The sequence below is a fragment of the Kordia sp. genome (assembly GCF_050633145.1).
In the GTDB taxonomy this organism is placed as follows: Bacteria; Bacteroidota; Bacteroidia; order Flavobacteriales; family Flavobacteriaceae; genus Kordia.
Genome location: NZ_JBOEFY010000018.1, coordinates 1 through 21,711, shown reverse-complemented (window position 1 = coordinate 21,711; position 21,711 = coordinate 1). Strand labels below are relative to the sequence as shown.

The following is a 21,711-nucleotide window of genomic DNA, read 5'->3' as shown; positions in this document are numbered from 1 at the left end:
TCAATATTTAGTAGCTTCTTTAGGGGTTATACGTATTATTAATAACGCTATAATAATTTATAGCTTTTGAATGAAGTGTGTTCTTTAACAAACACATTAATAGCTTTTAAAACTTCAATCAAAAAGTTCGACTTTAGAAACTTTGCTCTTGGATTGCTATCGCTTTTGGTATTTTGATAAGCAAAATTTTGTATGAAGCTTCTTTTTTAAATTGACAAATAGAATTAAGTTTCAGCTCCAACTATCTCAAAGTTTCTTCCAGCGAAAGCGAAAAAAACACATAAAAAAAGCACCTAAGTTTAGTACTTAGATGCTTTCTGTATTTTATATACTAGTAAATCTTATTTTTCGATTTTCAAAGATTTTAAGATCGCTTCAATTTCAAACATATAATCTCTTTTGTTTTCTGATGGCGCAAACGTAAATCCTTCTATAACGACTAAACGATTGTGTGCTTTGTCTTCCACAACATAGTTGATAAATGGACCTGCCATTTGAAAGTTATGTACTTCCCACATTCCTTTAGTTTCAAACGCAGGCTTGCCATCAATAGTAGCATTAAATAAGAATGGCGAATATGCTTTTTCTGTAATCATGTACATCGTTTCAGGATCTTTTCCTGGCACATAGGCTTCTCCGATAGAATCACGCATTTTAATAATGGCGTCAATTGTTGTATCGTCTTTTGGAATGGCTCCTAATGGCAATGTATATGCGATGACATTCATGGTTCCTGTTTTCACTTTTCGTTCAAACCAAACAAAATTGTCCTCCTTTTTTACCATTTCGTATACAGAAGGAATATTGAGCGTAATTCCGAATACTTCTTGCAACGCTTTATCTTGATTCATTGAACCTCGGATAAACTGTTGCTTAGAAATGAGTTCGTTTTTTTTGAACGTTTTAATAGAGGTTTCAGCATTTTTTCTTAGCTGTTGTACAATTTCATCTTCAGTTCCGGAAACATAGACTATTTTTTGAGGCTTTGCGTATATGTTTTCACGTACTTTATATTTCTTTTTCTCAGACGTTTTTACCACTAAAACACTTCTGTATTTGGTAACTGCTCCTTTAAACACCACAGGATTTACATGTTTTAATGAAAAAATAGGTTCGTCCATTGGTAAACCATCTGTTGGTATTCCATAAATACTTCGAATGCTGTCACCTACTGTTCCTTTCCATTGGTCGCTTTCCATCACAACCGCTATCATGTTCACTGTTCCAGAAGATACTGGCAAATATTGCGCTGCCACATCTTTATCTTTTGGGTCTTCGCATGCAGAGAATACTGCTAAAGCGAATAAAAATACATATAGTTTTTTCACGTGTAATCGGTTTTATGATTGTTATTTATTTTTTTGAAACCTGTAAAGTCATTCCAGGTTTTAGTTTATTCCCACTAATATCGTTCCATTTTTTAATATTCTTTACAGAAACTCCAGGAAATTTTTGAGCAATGCTCCACAAAGAGTCGCCAGACTTGACAGTGTAGGTTTTTGCATTTCCTTTATTTTTTTTCTTTTTGGATGATTTTTTAGTAGCAAAACCAGGTTTTTTTGGATATACTGTTAAACGTTGTCCAATCCGCAATCGGTTAGATCGAAGTCCATTCCATCTTTTTAAGTCGCTTACACGCACTCCAAATCTTCTTGCTATTTTCCCTAGATAGTCGCCTTGTCGAACGCGGTAACGTGTCCGTTTGTCCATTTCAAAAAGTTGTGGCAATGGCTTTTCTCGCTTTGCCAATTCTTCTTTTGCTAAGGCATAAATGGCTTCTTCATTGTTTACAAACTTCCCAACTTCTTTTACAGGCAATCGCAATGTATAGTTTCTTCCTTTTATGTGTGGAATGATATCTAATTTGTATGATGGATTGAAAAATTGTAAGTCTTCTACTTTTACGTTTAATACTTCCGAAATTTGATCGAAGGTTAATAGTTGCTTTACGCGAATGGTGTCGGTTGCAAAGTGAGGTACTTCTATTTTTTCGACTTGAAAACCGTGTTCGTCTGCATATTCAAAAATGTACATGGTTGCTAAGAATGCTGGCAAGTATCCAGCAGTTTCGCGAGGTAGGTTTTTACGAATGTTCCAGTAGTTTTCATATCCACCAGAACGTCTAATGGCTTTGGAAACGTTTCCAGGACCTGAATTGTAAGCGGCTAAGGCTAAATCCCAATCGCCAAATATTTTGTATAAGCTTGCTAAGTATTGACAGGCTGCTTTGGTTGATTTTTCAGGATCACTGCGTTCATCTACATACGAACTTACATTTAAATCGTATTGTTTTCCTGTTTGATACATAAATTGCCATAATCCGGTTGCGCCAACTCGTGAGCGTGCTCTTGGATTTAAGGCAGATTCTACTATGGCCAAGTATTTTACCTCTAATGGAATGTTGTAATTGTCCAATTCTTGTTCAAACATTGGAAAGTAGTATTGACTAGTTTTCATCAATCGTTCCATCGATTTTTTGTGTCTTTTTAAGAATCTTCTAATGACACTTTCTAGTGATGGATTGTACTCAATGTTAAACGGTGTTTTTGCGTTCAATCGTTCCAAACGCGCTTTTAACGTATCGGTTGGTAAGTCTTGAAAAACAACAGGCTCGTATTTTAGTTCCGAAATTTCTTTGTGAATGGTATCAAACAATTCTTCGCCACCAAGTTCGCGAAGCCATAAACTGTCTATTTTAGCCGCCATTTTGTTATCTAGCAACTCATAGCTTTCATTTACTTTATTTAATGGTTTATTGCCATCAATAGCAGTTTTAGTACTATCTAATTGCGGAAGTACCTCATCTAAAGAACGTTTGATTTCGTTTTTGGTATCTAGATAAATTGTATCAGTCATGATGGTTTTTTTTCCATCAAGAATGATTGTGTCTTTTATTATTTTGAAAGTAGGTTTTTCTTTTGCTGGCTTTTTTTCATCTTCTTGGGCAGTTCCCACAAAAGCCATTAAAAAAAATAATATGCTAAAGAGATATTTCATTTATAGTAGGTTGTTTTTATTGTTAGATAACAGTTTTCTAAGCTGTTCTCGATAGCTCTGCTGAGTTTATCGAAGTGCAATTTTTTATCAGTTTCAACCATGTTGATTTGATAAAAAATCACTCGAACTGACGTTATTCGTATTTTAAAAAACGTGATTGCTGCTAAATTCGTGTTTTTTATTCAGATTTTGAAATTCCCAGATACTAAAAAAAGTCTAACTACAGGAATTAGACTTTTTGATATGTGTTATTTTATGTTGTTTTTTACGATAATATCGCCGCGATTCCTGGCAATGTTTTTCCTTCTAGGCTTTCTAACATTGCGCCACCACCTGTACTTACGTAACTTACTTTTGGTTCAAAACCAAATTGTTTTACAGCTGCAACAGAGTCTCCTCCACCAACTAATGAGAACGCTCCGTTTTTGGTAGCTTCTGCAATGGCATCACCTAAAGCAATGGTTCCTTTGGCAAAGTTTGGCATTTCAAATACACCTAATGGTCCATTCCAAAGAATTGTTCTCGATTGTGCTATAACGGCAGCAAATTTAGCTTGTGTTGCAGGTCCGGCATCTAATCCCATCCAACCGTCAGGAATTTGAGTTACATCTACAATTTTTGTTGTTGCATCATTGGCAAATGCATCTGCAATTACAGAATCTACAGGCAAATGAATGGTTACATTTTTTGCTTCTGCTTGCTTCATAATTTCTTTTGCCAATTCCATTTTATCATCTTCCACCAATGAATCTCCAATACTTCCGCCTTGTGCTTTGATGAACGTAAACGTCATTCCACCACCAATAATTAAGTGATCTATTTTATCTAAAATATTGTCAATGATTGTAATTTTTGAAGATACTTTTGCTCCTCCAAGAACTGCTGTTACTGGCTTTTCGCCTACTTCCATTACTTTTGCAATACTTTCTATTTCTTTTGCAAGTAAGAGACCAAAACATTTTTTGTCTTCAAAATTTTGTGCAATAACTGCTGTTGATGCATGCGCTCTGTGTGCCGTACCAAATGCATCATTTACATATATATCTCCGTGCTTTGCTAATTGTGCAGCAAAAGCTTCGTCTCCTCCTTTTTCTTCTTCGTGAAAACGTAAATTTTCTAATAGTAAAACTTCGCCATTTTCTAATTCGGTCACAGCTTTATTTGCTTCTTCACCAATACAGTTTCCTGCAAATTTTACTTGTACACCAATGACTTGTGAAACCGTTTCTACAATATGTCTTAATGAATATTCTTCTTGAAATCCTTTTGGTCTTCCTAAGTGAGACATAAGTACGCAACTTCCGCCATCTTCTAGTATTTTGATAATCGTTGGCTTTGCAGCTTTGATACGAGAATCATCGGTTACTTCAAATTGATCGTTTAGTGGTACATTAAAATCAACGCGAATTAATGCTTTTTTGTCTTTAAAGTTATAATCGTTTAGCGTTTTCACAAGTATTTTATTTTTCGGTTATTGTTGTTTTAAATCCTGAATCAGCAAGCAATATAAGTTCTTTTATATTTTCGGGAACGACTTTTTTGAAGTTTTTTTTCATCAAACGTTTTAGTAAGATGCCGAAAGGCTTAAAATCGACAAATACCTCGATTTGCAGCCGTGTTTTTTGATCATTTTCGGGTGTTAAGACATAATAGACATTCAATTTTTTGGTGAATGGAACTTCTGTTGTTGATTCTCCATATACCAATTGATTTTTTTTAGCTTTTTTGGTAACTGTTGTCGGAGTGACTTCTTTTTTATCTATTAAACATTTGTGTTTATCTCCTACTCGATTGATTCTGTTTTTTTCGTATTCGACTTTGTCAATTCCTTTTGCCCACAATAAACGATAGTCAAAGTTGCTAATGATTTCGTAGAGTTCTAAAATTGGCATATTGATACTTGCTTCTTCACTGTACAAATTGTGTTTTGGTACATTGTCTGGAATTGGCGGAATTTCTGGAAGTTCATTTTTAAAATCGGAGAGCGATTCGTAAGCATAGTTAATATCTCCAAAATCATAATTGGCTTGCAATTTATTTTCTGCATTTTGAACCGTTTCTGCATCTACATGTTGCGTAAATAAAGCATATTCTGAAATTGGCACGTCGTTTTTGAGCAATCGATGCACTTTAATTACATTAGGTCCATACGGTTTGTTTGTGTCTTTTACAGAAATAAATTCTATATCACCATAGTGAACAACAAATTTCAAAGAAAGGTTATACACAGAAGAACAAGCTCCGCATTGACAAATTTTTTCGTATTCATACCGCTTTAAATAGGTATGAAACGCCACATACATTCTTTTGACTTGCTCACGAATTTGATTGATATTCACATCTCCTATTCTGTAAAAAAACAATGCATCACCTTCTATTTCTGCCAATTGCAAACCTGTGATGTTATTATCTATCAATAATTCTAGGAGTTCCGAAATGATATGACGACTGTGCTGAATTGCCGTATGTTGTACAAATTCAGTAAATCCGGAGATATCAGGAATAAAAAGAAGCGCTTTGTCCGCCATGTGTTTTGGTTCGTTTTTGATCGAGTTATTACAAAGGTATTGAGTTTGTTGTAATTATTAGCGATTCCTTTAGAAAGTAATTGGGTTTTTAGTTTGTTTTACTAAATCAAAAAAATATAGCGTTTTATTTATTGTTTCGTCATTTTTTATTATTTTGAAGTATCTCTAATTTTGAATTTAATCTCATGAAGAAGTATCTTTTTTTAGCCGTTATTTTTAGTTTTTTTACAAGTGTAATTTATGCGCAAAACTCCGATGTTAAAGTAGGAGATGTTTATGTTATTGGAAAAGCACTTAACAACAACTATAAGCATATTCATTTTCCGAAAACAAACTTCATCATAAAAAAAGGAGGAGTTGCTAGTTATAAAAATATTAAAGGTGAAAAAGTTACGGTAACTTCAATCGATAAAAAGAAAGACGGAAGTGTCATTGCTACCATCAAACTAACTTCTAATGCATCTTTTTTTAACAGTCATAAATATGTAACTGTTGCTATTGATGAAGCTATCCGCCAAAAAGAACTGCTTACAAACTAAAAAAGCTTTCTTTATTTTAGATTTCTTTGTTGGATGTGTTGAGTTTTTTAGATTTTACTAAAAAATTCAAAGGTTACTCCTATATTTGCCACATGCTTTTCCAAGATATTTTAGGACTCACACATATTAAAAAACATTTGACACTAAGTGCCGATCGTGGACGCATTCCGCACGCCCAACTTTTTGTTGGTCCAGAAGGTTGCGGTACGCTTCCAATGGCAGTTGCCTATGCGCAGTATGTGTTGTGTAAAAATATGGAAGGTGAAAATTCAGGTGGAAACGAAGCGTGTAATTTAAAATTGAGCAACCTTTCGCATCCCGATTTGCATTTTGCCTTTCCTGTAGCGGGAAATCATAAAGTAAAAAGTCATCCTGTTTCCAAACACTTTTTGGAAGAATGGCGACAGTTTATCAAAGAGCAGCCTTATGGAAATTTGTTTGATTGGTACAAAATGCTCGGTATTGATAATAAGCAAGGACAAATTGGTGTTGATGAAGCGTTAGATGTGGTAAAATCGCTTGCGCTGAAATCGTATGAAGGCGGTTATAAAGTGATGATTATTTGGATGGCAGAACGTATGAATACTGCTGCTGCCAATAAGTTGTTGAAATTGATTGAAGAACCGCCAAATCAAACTCTATTTATTTTAATTGCTGAAGATGAGGAGCAAATTATTAATACAATTCGTTCGCGTTGTCAAGTTTTACATTTTCCTCCTTTGGGTGAACAAGCCATTAAAGAATCATTGATTAAAAATTTGAATGTTTCTGAAACTGAAGCCACAAAAATTGCACACCAAGCAAATGGAAATTATAACAAAGCTGTCGATTTAGTACATCAAGATTCGGAAGATTTACTGTTTGAAACTTGGTTTGTAAGTTGGGTTCGTTCTGCTTTTAAAGCGAAAGGAAATAAAACGGCAATTCGCGATTTAATTTCTTGGAGCGAAGAAGTTGCCAAAACGGGTCGTGAAACACAAAAGAAGTTTTTAGGCTTTTGCCTGAATCTTTTTAGACAAGCATTACTTCAAAATTATACCGCAACCGATTTGGTGTTTTTTGAACCACATACCAAAGGATTCTTTTTAGAGAAATTTGCGCCTTTTGTACACGGAAATAATATTTTAGATATTTCGAAAGAATTGCAAGATGCTATTTACCATATAGAACGCAACGGAAATTCTAAAATCGTATTGACTGATTTATCTATTAAGTTGACACGATTATTGCATAGAAAAGATCTTCCTCTGTAAATTTTTCTTCTTTTTTTAACTTTTTTCTTGGGTTACGTTTTTCATGATGATGAACTTTTAGTTGAAACTTTAAAACATTCATTATGAAAAAACAAGCATTTAAAAAGATTCGATTAAATAAGCGAACTATTTCCTCATTTGACGCACATCAAATTGGCGGAGGAATAGCTATTAGTATTACATGTGTTTCTTGTGATTTTGCAGGTTCAGATGATCCAACAGATCCTGATGCGATTTGTTTGGACGAACCTAAAAAAGAGAAAAACTAAATTTAAGTATATAAAAGCGAGTTTTGGCTCGCTTTATTTTTTGTGAAAGTTGTTTCTAAAAATCTACTCTAAAAACAAGATTAGGCGTCATTCCTAAAGAAAATTTATCAACGGTTTCTAGTCGAAATTGCACATTGTTTTCTTGATTTAAAAACGGTCTTATTTCATAATAGCGTTCTAGCAAGTTTTGACGATTGTAGATATTGAGTAAAGAAAAACCAATTTTTCCTTTCCATTTATTCTTTTTGTCAAAATCGAAAGTATATGTTCCCGAGAAGTCTAAACGATGATAGTCTGGGATGCGCGTACTGTTCGTATCTCCAATAAAGACGAATAAGTCTCCGTTATCTTGCGTTTGCGACGTTACGGGCGTGTATGGCGTTCCTGTGCGGTAATTCCATCCCAAAGAGAATTTAAAATTGTTTAGGGTGTATGAATGCGCCCAACGGAAGTAATGGCGAATATCATAATTCCCTGGAAAAGTTAATCCGTTATTGATTCGTGAGAATTCAAAGTTATTATCTGTATACGAATAACTCACCCAAGTTTGGTAATCGTTGATTTTTTTTTCAATTAAAACATCTATCCCATATACATTACTGTTTCCTTCTGTAAAGGTTTCTAAAACACTTGTGTTTCCAAAACTTCTATTGAATGATGTTAATCCTGTAATGTTTTTATAGTATGCGTCTAAATCGACACGCCACCCTTTTTTATTGAATAATATTCCTGCCGAAATTTGTCTGCTTTTTAATATAGGAAGCTCTTCACCATTGGCAACTGCCCATACTTGATTTTCCAATCCGAAGTTTGCTGTGTTGAATTCCAATATTTGACTTACTGCTTGGTGTTTTAATTCGCCCGAGAAGTTAACACTAAAATCATTGTTTAGTTTCTTCTCTACATACAATCGCGGTTCAAAGAGCAAATCGTTTGTTGTACTGAAATAGTTCATGCGCAGACCCGCATTGATAATTAGCTCATTTTTATCGTTGTATTTGTACGATGAAAACAGTGCATGAGAATTGTTGATACTTTCTTCTCCTGTATTATATGTAGTAACACCTTCTTCTGTTCCTCTGAAACCAGAGAAACCGAAAGACACATCGTTAGAAGAGAATTGATACCCAAATTGCAGACTCCGTTTTTCATTCATTTTCCAATTGGTATGGTATGAAAAACCAATGTCTTTGATTTTGTTTCGTTTTTGATCTTGCTCCGTAGCACCTACAATATCGCCTCTAAACGTGCCTAAGTAGTCAAAATCAAATTGAGAATAATACATATCTAACGTATGTGAAAAGTTTGGATTCCATTGTCGTTCCCAAAATCCACTATAACCAGAATTAAGAATGCTTAGTTTGTCTCGTGAAGTTTCTTCAAAAAGATCTACTTCAGACCTAAAATCAAGTTCGTTTTTAGTACGCAAATTACTAAGCATTATCTTGTCTTTATCAGATAGTTTTCCAATTAGTTTTATGGTGTAATCTGTAAAGAAGAATTTATTTTCAGTTTCGGAAAATACATTTTCTAATATTTCAGAGCTTTTGATAATTTTTGTGTTTTGAAATACACGATCGGAAAAGTTATTATAGGTAAATGTTTCCCATACATCTGTAAATGCTCTACGTGCAGAAACCGTAACACCAAAGTTTTTAGCAATTGGAATTTTAAGGTATGCATCTCCATGTGTCATATTAAACCCGAAGCCACCCGATAGTTTTTCGGGAACTTTGGTATCTGTTTGAATGTCAATTACACCCGAAATACGATCGCCATATCTAGTTGATGTTCCACTTTTGAATACTGAAACTTCTTCTATTACATAGGGATTAAATGCCGAGATTAAACCGAAAAAGTGTCCTGAATGATACATTTTGATTCCATCCCAAAGAATTAAGTTTTGATCGGGCGTTCCTCCACGAATGAATAAACCTGAAGCCGTTTCGTTTGGACTTTGAATACCTGGTAATAGTTGAATGCTTTGCAATACATCGGGTTCTGTTAATCCAGGAAGTATACCTAGTTTTGAAGGTGAAAGAGATATTGCTCCGTCATTTTTTTTGTTGATTCCTGATGTAAGATAGTTGCTAATTAAAACCGTACCTAAGTCATACTGCTCTGCTACCATCAAAATTGTTTCGCAAGGATTTTTTTGAAAGTCTTGTGCTTGTATGCGTTGTGTTTTGTATCCTAAGAACCGAACTTCTACCGTATCGGACGGAAATGCTAAGAATAGTTCAAAGCTTCCGTTTATGTTTGTTACAGTTCCTTTATTTTGTGAAATATTAACCACCGAAGCTTCGACGATAGGAAGCTTACTTTTTGTATCTTTTAAAACACCACAAATCCGTATTTTTCCTTCTTGAGATTGGTTTCGAATAATGTAAAATCGCTTCGTTACTTTTTCAAAAACAATTGGTACTTGCTTTTGTAAACGCTGTATAACAGTGTTTAAAGGAGCATCTTTTATTTGCAGTGTAATGGTTTTGTTTTCGGCGAGTTCTGAATTGTACGAAAATTTTATGCTGTATGCTTTTTCTACAGCAATCAGTACGTTTTTCAGTGGTTCTTTTTCAAAGGAGAATGATCCATTGTTTTGAGCAAACAATGAACAGGTGATGAACAGTAAGGCAACACTTAATACACTTCTCATAAACGTAACGATAAAACTTCGATAAGCGAAACCTTTTTAGCTCTAAAAAGGTTTTTTACTTCGCTTCTTTAAGTACAACTGTTTTTTCGCCCTTAAAAGTATGTGAAATTTCCATAGGATCAAAAACTGTTCGCAACGCAAGTTTCAAATTTTTGTGAGAAAAAGTTCCTGTAAATCGTTGTGTAGTGTCTATATTTTCAAAAGTAAATTGTATTCCGTATTGGTTTTGTAGTGCTTCAATCACATGTTTTATAGGCATTTCTCTGAAATTGCTTTCGCCATCTCTCCAGTTAGGATCATTTGTATTGAAGTCCCAAGAAGCTGCATTTCCTTCAATTAAAGAAAATGCCTTTCCATGCGTTAATATTGCAGATTTTTGTGTTTTGGTCGTTACTTTTACTTTTCCTTCATGACATTTTACTTCAAAAACACCATCATCATCTGTAAGCACATTAAATTGTGTACCTAATACTTCAACCGTTCCATCGTTTGTAGTAACTGTAAATTTTTCTCCTTTTTTTACTTTGAAATATGCTTCTCCGTCAAGCGAAACAGTTCTGTCATTATCCCAAGAGCTTTCATTAAAAGAAAGTGTTGTTTTTGCATTTAAAATAACTTCCGAACCGTCTGGTAAACTTACAGTAGTTTGTTCTCCAAAACCAGTTTCAAAAATTTCATCTGTATTAAGGTATACATAAGAAAATCCTATAAATAAAAGTACAACTGCAGCGGCTGAGTATAACCATGAAGTGCGCAGTTTTCTTACTTTAGGAGTATGCGTTTGTTGTTTTTGTTGAATCGAATTCAATATAGATTGCTTATCAAAAGAAGGTGCTTCCATTAAGTCAACACTTTCTATGATATCAAGATAGTCCTGATGCTCAGCAGAATTTTCAAAACGAAGTTTTTCGTCTTCTGTGAGATCATTGGCAAGCCATCTTGCTAGAAATCTATCATCATGTTTTTCTTCCATCATTAATATTTGATTCGCTTATTAAACAGTTTCTTTATAAAATACCCTACTTTTTTTTAAACATTTCCTATTTCTTTTCTCAATGTTACTAAAGCTTTGTGCATTCTCTTCTCTACAGCTTTTACAGAAAGCCCTATAATTTCGGCAATTTCCACGTAGGTTTTTTTGTCTATTCTATTGAGCAAAAATACTTCGCGTTGTCCTTCTGGTAATTTTGCAATAGTGCGCTGTAGTTTTTCTTGAAACTCTTTTTGTCTCAGAATAAATTCTGGTGTTTCGTTAGAAACTTTACTTCCGGTTTGTTGTTTGTACTTTAATACTACTTTTTGATGTGCTACTTCATTTAAAAACATATTGTTTGCAACAGTATATAAATATGACTTAGCTTTTGTAAAAATAACCTTAGCACAGTTTTTCCAGAGTTTTATGAATGCTTCTTGTACAATGTCTTCTGCTTGCTGTTGGCTACCACACTTGTAGTACACAAAATTCCGAAGTGTTTCGGCATGTGTATTAAAGATGCTTTCGTAGTTTTTTGATTCGCAAACAGATTTGTCTTCCGAAGTCATTAATTATGGGGCGTTTATTTATTTTTTTCAAAACTACGTAAATTTTTTTTTATTTTTTTTCAATATTAGGTAGGGTATTTTAAAAGTTACCTGTTTTATCAACAAATTAAGCACTGAAAAAATATCAATTACTTAGAAATTTAACATTTCTAATACGTTCATAAAAAAATTAAGTTCAATTAAGTCGGTTTTTTATTAGTTGAAAATAAAGCGGCAGCAAAGCTATTGAGATCGAGGCTAAAGTCTTTGTTGCCCTTTTTTTTACTAAACATAAAAAAATAAGGATGGGAAACGAATTGCTATGAAAAAGAAAAACAACTATTTCGATAGTTGTCTCACAAAATTCGGGAAAAAGAAAATACATCTCAAAACCTATTTACTAGTTTTTCTTCCCTCGGTAATTCTTAATATTGCCGAGGTTTTTTTGTGCCTAATTTTTTGGTTTAATTGCTATTGTTTTTAGAATTTGTCTTTTATTTTTTTCTTTCTTCCCATATTGAAGATTCCAATTTTTAATCCTATACCAGCAGAAAAACCTTTGATATTATCTTTTCCGTAGAATGGTAATTCAAAAGATTCTGAGATTCGATAACGGATTCCTGCTTCTATTTGTACAAAGCGTGAAATGTTGTAGAGTACGTTTACACCAGGTTCTACAATGAAGAATGAATCATAATCATAAGTGTCATTTTCTAGTGGAGTTTCATCAAAATCACCATTTGTCTTTTTTTCAAGTATGGTAACGCCACCGCCGCCAATCATTAAAGGAAAAGAAACACTAATAGTTCTGTTTCCAAAAAGAATTGGTTCTAAATGCAATCCGCCATAAGCGCCAACTAACAGCACCTCATCACCTCTATACACATTGGTATTGTTGGGTTGTTTGCTAAAAAATACGCTTCCAGATAATCCTATTTCAAATTTTCTATTGGCAACATAGGCTAATTTCAAGTTTGTAAAAAAAGCGTCTTCTTTGGAAATTCTTCCAAATTGCGGTGTAAATCCTAAATAAACACCGTGTACAATGTTTTTCCGATCGTCAAATTCGACATAATCTTCTGTTTCATTGGTTTGCGCAATGATTGTATTGAAAATGAATAGTGCGAATACTGCAGTTACTAACTTCTTCATTTTTTATGGTTGTTTCGTTGTTTGCTATTTATAGTTCTTTTAAAATGATGACACCTTTATAACCCGTACATATAATACTTCCTTGTTTTTCTGCGCCATACGTAGCGCTTATACGTCTTATTTTTTCTTTTCGGTCTATAACTTCACTTTCTATATTGTCCATTATTTTTGGAATACGCAATACACCTTGTTCAAGCTTTGCTTTGAAAGAAAAGTTGGTTTCAGAAATATTGATGTATACTTCCGATTCTTTTTGGTTTATGTCAATATCTGGCGAAGTTGTAGTATGTTTTAAAATACGTAGTTCGCCATGATTTAAATCTAACGTTGCTTTTCCACTAAGATTTTTTAAGAATGTTTTTGAATATTTGATGGTTCCTGAAATTCCATCTATTTTTAAAATATCTATGTTGTCTTTGTTAGAGTTTAATTGCAATTTTTGTATGTTGTTCAAGGTCATTTCAGAACCGTCTGAATCAATTTTTAGTTTTGTTCCGTAATGAATTCCTACAGTAGCATCTTTGCTTACAATGTGTGATTCTTGCAAACTTATTGCATCTAGTTTTCCATATTTAATTGTCAAACTTGCATTGATTAATGCTGTTGATAAATGCATTTCGCCATGTTCTACGTCTGCTTTTAGTTTTCCATTCCAATCAGATACAATAATATTTCCATATTTGTTATATGCTTCTATGATTGCTTTTTTGGGCAAGTATATGGTATAATTAATTTTGGTTTTTTCGTTCTTAAACGGATCTAATCTTCCTAGAAAACCACCTTCTTTTTTGGCAATTTTTGATGTTACTTTTAATTCGTTATCGGTTGCAACTATATCCATTTTTACTCTGTTGAGTAACTTTTTTGCCTTTTCGCTATTTTTACTTTCAGCTTCAATGTCAATTACAATTTCAATACTGTTTTTGTCCCAACCGCTCACAAAAATATCACCATACTTATTTTCTAAGTATAGTTTACTGTCATTACTAAAAGCATACGTTTCTTTAATTTCTTTGGTGAGTTTATGTTGCGATACTGCACTTTGATACAACAGCATACAAAACACTACACACAGAAATGTTTTATAGTATGAGTTCGCCATCGTCTACTGTATTTTGAATAGGATATGATCTTCGTAAAAGATCTTCCATAATTTGTATTTTTTTTCTATAGTTATTGATTATTGCTTCTATAATAATTTGATTGTTGACACCTTGCTTGAGTTCCTTTTTTAATTTGATGTATTCCTTATCTAATTCATCAATATAATTCAAGAATTCAACTTGTTCTTCTTTTGATAAGTTGGCGCTATTTTTTACCATTTGAATTTGATTTTCGACCAACGATTTGTAATGCGTATCTATTTGGCGAAATTCTTCACTGACCATATCATATTCTCCAGCACCTTGATTTGTTGTGTAAAATGCAAACAAGCAACCGAAAAGCAACACAACTGCTGCTGCAACTCTAAAAGATGATTTTTTCCATAACGGAATTACTTTTTTAGGTGTTTCAGGCAATTGCTCACTAATTTTTCCCCATAGTTTAAGTTTTTCAACTTCGTCTATAGAATGATCGTCGAATTTGTTTTTGTGGGCTTGTATGTACTCTTTTAATTCGTCTTTCATAATCAATTAATTAATTGAATTAACTTCTTTTTTGCTCTGTGATATTGCGATTTAGAAGTTGATACACTGATTTCTAAAATATCTCCTATTTCATTGTGGTCATAACCTTCTATGAGGTATAAATTGATAATGGTTTGATAGCCATTTGGTAATTTTTGAATGGCGTTTTTTATTTTACTTATGTCTAATTGTTCTGGTTTGAGTTCTTCTTCATCTTGAATCCAATATTCTTGATCTTCTATGGCAACCAACGGAATGCGTTTTACTTTTAAATAGTTGATGCTTTTGTTGATGACTATTCTTTTTAACCAAGAACCAAACGTACTTTCATATTTAAATGATTCTAAGTTTTTAAACGCATCAATAAAACTATCTTGCACTACATCTTCAGCATCTTCTTTTATTTTCACAATTCGAATACTTACATTGAACATAGCATCTACGTATAATGAATACAGTTTGTATTGCATTTTACGGTTTCCCAGCTTGCTCTTTTCTATAAGATTTTTATGTGTAAATAAGATAGCGTTGCTCACTAAACTATAAAATATGGTGTATGATTATGGTTTGTTACTCTTTTAATAGACAACTCAATTTTACAAAGGTTGCACATTTTTATAAAAATATTTTTCAAACCGTAAAAAATATTGGTTTTGAGTACATTTTTATTTCTATATAAGGCTGACTAAATCTTCTTTAAAGTTTACGAATACAACTTCTAAAAAATAGTTTTTTAACTCTCACCTACTGATTTTTAAACAATTAGGTAGTTTACCCATTTTAAAAATCAAGTACTTATACGCTGAAAATTCTTCAATTAACGTAAGATATTTGTTATATGTTCAAAAAAGATGAATTAAATATTAGTAGCTACTTTCTTTTTTTTATTGTTAAAGGTAGAATCCGAAAAACCTTAAAAGAGTAGGAATAATTTAAATAAAATTAATCATGTCAAACCTACCGGGAGCCTATTCTCCATACACATGTAAAATTTCAGCAGAAGCTAAAAAAGCTTTTGAACAAGCAACAAAAGAGCTTGTCGGTGTACATTATTCACCGGTTGCCGTTTCAACACAGATCGTTGCAGGAGTCAACTACAAGTTTTTCTGTAACACACAGGCCGCTACAATTCTGCCATTATACGGCGCGGCTATTGTAAGCATTTATGCTCCTCTTAAAGGAGATGCTCATATTACACATATACAAACCCTATAAATTTATTAATCATGCAAGGAATACCAGTACCAGTTAAAAATATAAGAATTTACAAATATTTTAAACCAACAGAACCTATACAAGAACTTATAATAGAAGGCGCTACAGGAACTTATACTGTAGGAACTTTAACCACAAACATATTTTATAATCTAGATTTAAACGACGACGGAAAACGCGTAAATCCATTAAATGTACATGAAAGATACTATGCTACATTTGAAACTATGGATGGAAAACCAACGACAACCGTATGGATGTTTTGTTTAGATAATTCAGATACACCAAGATTTGGTCGTACCATAAATATGTTAGTCAATGACGATGTATCGCATGCAACACCAGCAATTATAGATCCATCTGACTATATTAGAATTGCTCCATTATACGATATTACTGTAAGTCAATTGTTTCCGCCGCCAGCTATTGGTCAACGAACATTAATAGAAAACGGAACAGGATATATTATTGGAACTAGAATTGGAACTCCACATCTTATGGGTGTCGAAGTAGATAACGGTGATTATATAGGTAAATTTGCTCCTGGAATGAAACGTATTATCATTACAGGAAGAACTGAAAATGGCGAATTAATTACAAGAACTGATTTAACCGTAATTTCAAATGGAAAGCCAGCTATATTTTTAAGAACGTTTCCATCATAGAACGTATTAAAAAGTAAGCTTTATAAAAAATAACCTCTGAACAATTGTATTTGTTCAGAGGTTATTATCGTATTAGTAGTTGAATTTTATTTTTTCTTCTTTTGTTTTTTAAGGTATTTATGATGTGCAATAATTGTTTTATTGTCTGCAATTCCTGTTAGCTCAACTTCGTATCCTAATGCTTTTAGTTTTTGTTGATACTGTTGCATTTTTTGTTTTTTTTCCTCAATTTCGGAAAGTTGTGCTGTTGTCATTTTGGTATTTTGTTCTTTAATTTTTGAACAATCTATTTCTTTCCATTCAAATTTTTTATTGTAATCGAAACATCTTTCATAACATTTTCCTGCTTCTGGATTTGGAGGTACATCAAAGTTTTGAGCATTTGCTGATATTGTTGCAAATGTTATTAGTAGCGTAAAAAGGAATGCGTTTTTCATTTGTTATGGGGCTTTTAGAGGTTATATTTTATTTTTCTGTAAGATTTAACTCTTAAATTTAAAAGAATTTAAATCAAAAACAAAATACCTTAATAAATTTTACATCTTTCATACCTAAATTGAAGAATCTAAAATTCTAATAATTTAATACTTTATAACTGGGCTTTTAATTTAGATTTCACCAAACTTTTAAACATAAAAAAGCGCAATCTTTTAAGGGATTACGCTTTAGCATAGAATATTACTTCTATAAAATAAACTAATTAAGATTTTTTATTGGAATGTATAATCTATTTGGTCAAATTCTGTGACTCTAAAATAACCAAAAGCATAATTGGCTTCATTGGTTACATTAATACAATTTCCTTTTATTTCTGCTGGTGTTGCTGCAAACGGATCACCTCCAGAGTCATATTGTTCTACTAACAATGTAACGTAGTTGTGATATCTTTCGGAGATTCCATATAATTTAATATTTACGGTATCACCAGGATTATATTCTGCTTCAGGATCTTCGTCATCTTTATCTTTTTCAAAAAACTCATCTTGTAAATTTCCATCTGAAAATTCATCCGACTGCGTTTCTAATTCCCCAAATAAATCAGTGTCTTCTTGGTTTCGCAGCATGTAAAAATTTTCCTCATTAGGTGGATCTTGAAAAAAGATCGTAACGTCTAAAACCTCATCATCAAATCCGCCTTCAAGTGATTGTGTCGGATTCATAATTGGAGGCACAGATATTAATTGTTCTGTTGCTGTGTAAGTTTCACCGTTATAAATAACTTCTAACGTGTACGAATCATTTATAACTGGCACAAAGTTATTAATAGTATAATCGCCATCATTCTGATCTACGAAGTTGTATACTGCATTTGAATCTGTGTTTGTAACTTTTACCGAAGCACCAGTAACACTTGTATTTAAAGTCGTATTAAAGTACGGTGTTGATGTTCTTAATTTTATTGTTTGATTGTTTCCCGTAGTTCCTTTTTCCCAATCAAGAGAAGCTTCAATCACCAAACGTGGCGCAGCTTCAGGAACATCGACATCTATTTTGTCATCACATGAAATAAGCGCGATGAATATTGTTAAGATTGTTAATAGCCTTATATACTTTTTCATGATCTTAAAATTTGAAATTATATGTTATTGATGGAATAAAACTTCCAAAAATGGAAAGTCTTCGTGCTTCGTTTATACCTGTGTCAAAATCTTGCGTAAATGAGATTGAAGCTGCGTTTTTTCTCGCGTAAGCGTTATACACGCCAAAAACCCATTCACTTTGCCAACGTCTGTTTTTGTTTTTAGTTGGTGTAAATGTTGCTGATAAATCCAATCTGTGATACGCTGGTAAACGATTGGCATTACGTGCGTCAAAACTCGCAATAGACAAACCTTCGTATTCGTATTGTCCGTTTGGATATGTTACAGGACGACCTGTTTGATAGACAAAATTTGCACTGAACTTCCACTTTTCATTAAAGTCATAGCTTCCCGTAAGTGAAAAATCGTGTGTTCTATCGTAAGGTGTATTGTACCAATTTCCTTTGTTAATTCCTGGTCCTCCAACATTTCCTCCAAGCGCTCTTTGCTCAGATTTTGAAAGTGTATATGCAAACCAACCTTTAAATTTTCCTTTGTTTTTTCTGAATAATATCTCTAAACCATACGCTCTTGCTTCTCCGTTTAGAATTTCAGTTTCAATAGTGTTCGTTCCAATTAGGTTTGAACCGTCAATATAATCGATTCTGTTATCGACTGTTTTATAATACGTTTCTAACTCTAATGAGTATTTTTTGTCTTTGAAATTTCGGTAATATCCAACTGCATATTGATTGGATTTTTGCGGTTTAATATAACGACCACTTGGCGCCCAAACATCTACTGGTGTTACCGAAACTGTGTTGGAAAGTAGGTGTACATATTGAACCGATCGTGTATAACTTGTTTTTATTGATGAATTGTCATTGAGTTGGTATGATAAACCAAGTCTTGGTTCAAAGTTTGCAAATGTTTTAATGCTTTCACTTTTCTTATACGCTGTAGTTCCTATTTCTTCTCCTTCTTCATAAATGCCTATTTCTTCATTGTATACAACAGGTAAATCATTTGCGTAGTTTGACAACGATTGTCCGCCTAAACGACTAAATGTACTGAAACGCAATCCGTATTGAGCGGTTAATTTATCTGTTAGTTCATGTTCGGCACTAATATATGCAGCAGCTTCAAACGCTCTTTTTTGATCTAGTTTTCTAAAGTTGATTGACGATGTTGGATCTGTAGGTTTTACTTCTCCCGGATTAAAATCGTATGTAATTCCACTTACCCCAAAATCTAGTTTTAGTTTATCACTTGCATAATAGCGTAAATCATATTTTAGATTGAAGTTTTCAATATCTGCAATCCAATCTAATTTTATAAAGTCAAGTACAATTTGATAATCGTATTTGCTATAAATTAATGATAGGTTTGAGAAGAGTTTTTCATTAAATACATGGTTCCAACGTAAGTTTCCCGTTGTATTACCATACCTGTTTTTAATGAATTTTGAAATATCGAAGATGTCTCTTCCAAAGTATCCCGAAAGATACACACGGTTGTTTTCGTTGATTTCGTAATTCGCTTTTAGATTTAAGTCGTAAAACGAAATTTTATCATCTTTTATTTCTTTAATTAATGGCATAAATAAATGTGCATACGAAGTTCGTCCTGCCACTAAGAATGATCCTTTTTTGTTGAACATTGGTCCTTCGACAGCCAAACGACTCGAAATTAAACCAACGCCACCATTTACTTCAAGGTTTTTACTGTTTCCATCTTTCTGACGAACGTCTAAAACAGAGGAAATTCGTCCTCCAAATTTCGCTGGAATATCTCCTTTATACAATTTGATATCTTTAATTGCATCTGCATTAAATACAGAGAAGAAACCAAAAAAGTGCGATGTATTGTAGATAATAGCTTCATCTAATAACACTAAATTTTGATCGGCAGCTCCACCACGAACATTAAAACCTCCTGTACCTTCTCCACTATTGGTTACTCCTGGTAACATTTGAATGGATTTGATAACATCTACTTCACCCAAAACTACGGGCATTTGTTTGATGGTTTCTGCGTTGAGTTTAGATACACTCATTTGCGGTTTTCGAATGTTGAGACGTTCAGATTCTTCCGCTTCAATCACAACCGTTTCTAGGGAAGTTGAAGATTCTTTAATTTCAAAGTTAACCGTTTGGTCAACATCGAGCGTAATTTCTTTGGTTACATTTTCATACCCAAGAAACGATATTATTAATGTATACGTTCCTTTTGGCGCTGTTAATGAAAAGAAACCATATTCGTTGGTTATTGCTCCGTTGGTAGTTCCTTTTAAGTATACAGTAGCTCCAAGCAAAGTTTCTCCATTTTTCTTGTCTTTTACGGTTCCGCTTACGCTAAATTTTTCTTGCGCAAAGAGAAATGTGCTCATTAAAAGACAAATCCAGATAACACTGTTTTTCATTTTTTGTTAGGTTTTCTAATTGATAATATACAGCTATTGACAGTTGGTAAAATGAAAGGTTGCACGTTTAACAATTTTTTAAGGAATAAAAATAAGTTTCTTAGAACGTTGTATGGATTTTAAGCAGGTTTTTTAACAAAGTATTATAAAATCAGTCTTACCGATCATGGAATCAACTCTACTGTTCCTAAAATTGTTCTATATAATTGATAGCTACTATTTCATCTTTGCTGCATTAATTACGTAATAATGCAACCTCAACAAGGCGGATACCGAAAAGCCTTTTTTATAAAAAAACAGAGTAGGCAATTTTGAAATAATAATTATGAAAAATAATAAAGACTGTAGTCAAACAAGATATTTTAAAGCAACGTATTCTTGTGATAACTACTCAGATATTTACATAGGTGATTGCAATCAAGTACTTCGAAAAATTACTGAGAATAGTACGCTAGAAGCAGTCCGTTTTGAAGCAAAAGCAACTTGTAATGAGTACTTATATTTTGTGTGTTGGAGTGATGATGGCGGATTAAATGGTTTGCTAGCAGAATTGCACGGAGCAAATACCGTTTTTTCTGGAACACATGCAAAATGGGAAGTTTTTCCAACAGGAATTAATTTTAGAGATCACCTCACAAGACCTTCTGAAAAGTTGGTGAATACAGAGTTGAAAAAAGCACATTGTAAAAAGTGGAAACCTGTAACAAAAGGACCAAATAACGGGAAAAGACCTTTTAGACCTTATAAAGAAATTGACGAAAAAGCACATTTTATTTGGTTCGATTCAGGAAAAGATCCGCAAGCAGGTGCTCCTTTTCAAGGATTTAATCATGATGAGTTTTTGATTTTCAGATTCCCAATTAGCGAATTGTTTGCAAAAGAATGTCACGACTGCAAGCACGATTGCGAATGCGTAGATGATTGTCACTGTTCTGTTTGTGCAGAAACAATTGAAGAAGAACGAAAAGTGTTAAAGGAAGAAGCACTTTCAAAAACATTCTTGATAAAAGGAAAAGAAAACAATTCGCGTAGATGCAAAACTCCATATTCAGAAGAAACCTGTTCTATGCTCGATTTACCAAACTTAGAACCTTGCTTCTACTTGCATTGGGGAGATAGTACTAAAGATCAAATGGAAACGCATGATGATGAAGTATTGTACATCACAGCATGTAATCCGTATGGAAATTTACGCTTTAGAGGAGTAACCATAACCAATATTACGATTGTTCCTAAACAAGTAAGTAATACGATTCAACTAATTCCAAATCGTTTAATACAACTTGGCGATTTATGTGGATGCGCTTGTGCGAGTCAGGCATTGTACTTATCAATTCAAAATGCAA

20 protein-coding genes are annotated in these 21,711 nt (G+C 33.2%); 6 read left to right on the top strand and 14 right to left on the bottom strand.

Annotated features, from left to right (window positions below; translation table 11 throughout):
• Nucleotides 1-341 precede the first annotated feature (341 nt).
• The 4 genes from ACRBBL_RS09095 to ACRBBL_RS09080 all read right to left on the bottom strand — a co-directional run bounded on the left by ACRBBL_RS09095 (nt 342) and on the right by ACRBBL_RS09080 (nt 5,525).
• Nucleotides 342-1,328 (bottom strand): DUF4837 family protein, encoded by a 987-nt coding sequence (locus ACRBBL_RS09095; protein WP_431368723.1) that lies wholly within the window; start codon nt 1,326-1,328, stop codon nt 342-344.
• A 25-nt stretch (nt 1,329-1,353) separates the two neighbouring features.
• Nucleotides 1,354-2,997: a LysM peptidoglycan-binding domain-containing protein gene (locus ACRBBL_RS09090; protein WP_431368722.1), complete on the bottom strand. Its 1,644-nt coding sequence runs from the start codon at nt 2,995-2,997 to the stop codon at nt 1,354-1,356.
• A 265-nt stretch (nt 2,998-3,262) separates the two neighbouring features.
• Nucleotides 3,263-4,450, bottom strand: a complete 1,188-nt coding sequence (locus ACRBBL_RS09085) for a phosphoglycerate kinase (protein ID WP_431368721.1) — start codon at nt 4,448-4,450, stop codon at nt 3,263-3,265.
• Nucleotides 4,451-4,457: 7 nt separating this feature from the next.
• Nucleotides 4,458-5,525 (bottom strand): DUF2652 domain-containing protein, encoded by a 1,068-nt coding sequence (locus ACRBBL_RS09080; RefSeq protein ID WP_431368720.1) that lies wholly within the window; start codon nt 5,523-5,525, stop codon nt 4,458-4,460.
• Nucleotides 5,526-5,710: 185 nt separating this feature from the next.
• Between ACRBBL_RS09080 and ACRBBL_RS09075 the strand changes: the two genes are divergently transcribed.
• The 3 genes from ACRBBL_RS09075 (at nt 5,711) to ACRBBL_RS09065 (ending at nt 7,586) form a co-directional block, all read left to right on the top strand.
• Nucleotides 5,711-6,064: a dihydroorotase gene (locus ACRBBL_RS09075; RefSeq protein ID WP_431368719.1), complete on the top strand. Its 354-nt coding sequence runs from the start codon at nt 5,711-5,713 to the stop codon at nt 6,062-6,064.
• A 92-nt stretch (nt 6,065-6,156) separates the two neighbouring features.
• On the top strand, nt 6,157-7,317 hold the full coding sequence (locus tag ACRBBL_RS09070) for an ATP-binding protein (RefSeq protein WP_431368718.1): 1,161 nt from the start codon (nt 6,157-6,159) through the stop codon (nt 7,315-7,317).
• An 83-nt stretch (nt 7,318-7,400) separates the two neighbouring features.
• Nucleotides 7,401-7,586, top strand: a complete 186-nt coding sequence (locus tag ACRBBL_RS09065; RefSeq protein ID WP_431368717.1) for a hypothetical protein — start codon at nt 7,401-7,403, stop codon at nt 7,584-7,586.
• Between the two features lie 55 nt (nt 7,587-7,641).
• Here ACRBBL_RS09065 and ACRBBL_RS09060 read toward each other — a convergent pair whose 3' ends face one another.
• The 7 genes from ACRBBL_RS09060 to ACRBBL_RS09030 all read right to left on the bottom strand — a co-directional run bounded on the left by ACRBBL_RS09060 (nt 7,642) and on the right by ACRBBL_RS09030 (nt 15,013).
• Nucleotides 7,642-10,242, bottom strand: a complete 2,601-nt coding sequence (locus ACRBBL_RS09060) for a TonB-dependent receptor plug domain-containing protein (protein WP_431368716.1) — start codon at nt 10,240-10,242, stop codon at nt 7,642-7,644.
• 55 nt (nt 10,243-10,297) lie between these two features.
• Nucleotides 10,298-11,218 carry a FecR family protein gene (locus tag ACRBBL_RS09055; protein ID WP_431368715.1) on the bottom strand — a complete coding sequence of 307 codons (921 nt, stop codon included), beginning with the start codon at nt 11,216-11,218 and terminating at the stop codon, nt 10,298-10,300.
• A gap of 53 nt (nt 11,219-11,271) precedes the next feature.
• Nucleotides 11,272-11,784 (bottom strand): RNA polymerase sigma factor, encoded by a 513-nt coding sequence (locus ACRBBL_RS09050; RefSeq protein ID WP_431368714.1) that lies wholly within the window; start codon nt 11,782-11,784, stop codon nt 11,272-11,274.
• Between the two features lie 459 nt (nt 11,785-12,243).
• Nucleotides 12,244-12,915, bottom strand: coding sequence for a hypothetical protein (locus ACRBBL_RS09045; protein WP_431368713.1), 672 nt, complete (start codon nt 12,913-12,915; stop codon nt 12,244-12,246).
• A 28-nt stretch (nt 12,916-12,943) separates the two neighbouring features.
• Nucleotides 12,944-14,017 carry a hypothetical protein gene (locus ACRBBL_RS09040; RefSeq protein ID WP_431368712.1) on the bottom strand — a complete coding sequence of 358 codons (1,074 nt, stop codon included), beginning with the start codon at nt 14,015-14,017 and terminating at the stop codon, nt 12,944-12,946.
• On the bottom strand, nt 13,998-14,543 hold the full coding sequence (locus ACRBBL_RS09035; protein ID WP_431368711.1) for a hypothetical protein: 546 nt from the start codon (nt 14,541-14,543) through the stop codon (nt 13,998-14,000). The genes ACRBBL_RS09040 and ACRBBL_RS09035 overlap by 20 nt, the downstream gene beginning before the upstream one ends.
• A 2-nt stretch (nt 14,544-14,545) precedes the next feature.
• Nucleotides 14,546-15,013 (bottom strand): RNA polymerase sigma factor, encoded by a 468-nt coding sequence (locus ACRBBL_RS09030; protein ID WP_431368710.1) that lies wholly within the window; start codon nt 15,011-15,013, stop codon nt 14,546-14,548.
• 478 nt (nt 15,014-15,491) lie between these two features.
• Between ACRBBL_RS09030 and ACRBBL_RS09025 the strand changes: the two genes are divergently transcribed.
• Both ACRBBL_RS09025 and ACRBBL_RS09020 read left to right on the top strand, forming a co-directional pair.
• Nucleotides 15,492-15,758, top strand: a complete 267-nt coding sequence (locus ACRBBL_RS09025) for a hypothetical protein (RefSeq protein ID WP_431368709.1) — start codon at nt 15,492-15,494, stop codon at nt 15,756-15,758.
• An 11-nt stretch (nt 15,759-15,769) separates the two neighbouring features.
• Nucleotides 15,770-16,423 carry a hypothetical protein gene (locus tag ACRBBL_RS09020; protein ID WP_431368708.1) on the top strand — a complete coding sequence of 218 codons (654 nt, stop codon included), beginning with the start codon at nt 15,770-15,772 and terminating at the stop codon, nt 16,421-16,423.
• 86 nt (nt 16,424-16,509) lie between these two features.
• Here the strand turns inward: ACRBBL_RS09020 and ACRBBL_RS09015 are convergent, their stop codons facing one another.
• The 3 genes from ACRBBL_RS09015 to ACRBBL_RS09005 form a co-directional block, all read right to left on the bottom strand.
• Nucleotides 16,510-16,860: a hypothetical protein gene (locus ACRBBL_RS09015; RefSeq protein WP_431368707.1), complete on the bottom strand. Its 351-nt coding sequence runs from the start codon at nt 16,858-16,860 to the stop codon at nt 16,510-16,512.
• Between the two features lie 273 nt (nt 16,861-17,133).
• Nucleotides 17,134-17,982 (bottom strand): DUF4249 domain-containing protein, encoded by an 849-nt coding sequence (locus tag ACRBBL_RS09010; protein WP_431368706.1) that lies wholly within the window; start codon nt 17,980-17,982, stop codon nt 17,134-17,136.
• 4 nt (nt 17,983-17,986) lie between these two features.
• Nucleotides 17,987-20,365, bottom strand: a complete 2,379-nt coding sequence (locus ACRBBL_RS09005) for a TonB-dependent receptor (protein WP_431368705.1) — start codon at nt 20,363-20,365, stop codon at nt 17,987-17,989.
• Nucleotides 20,366-20,690: 325 nt separating this feature from the next.
• Here ACRBBL_RS09005 and ACRBBL_RS09000 point away from each other — a divergent pair.
• Nucleotides 20,691-21,711: hypothetical protein (locus tag ACRBBL_RS09000; RefSeq protein WP_431368704.1), on the top strand; the 1,021-nt coding region annotated here is incomplete at its 3' end.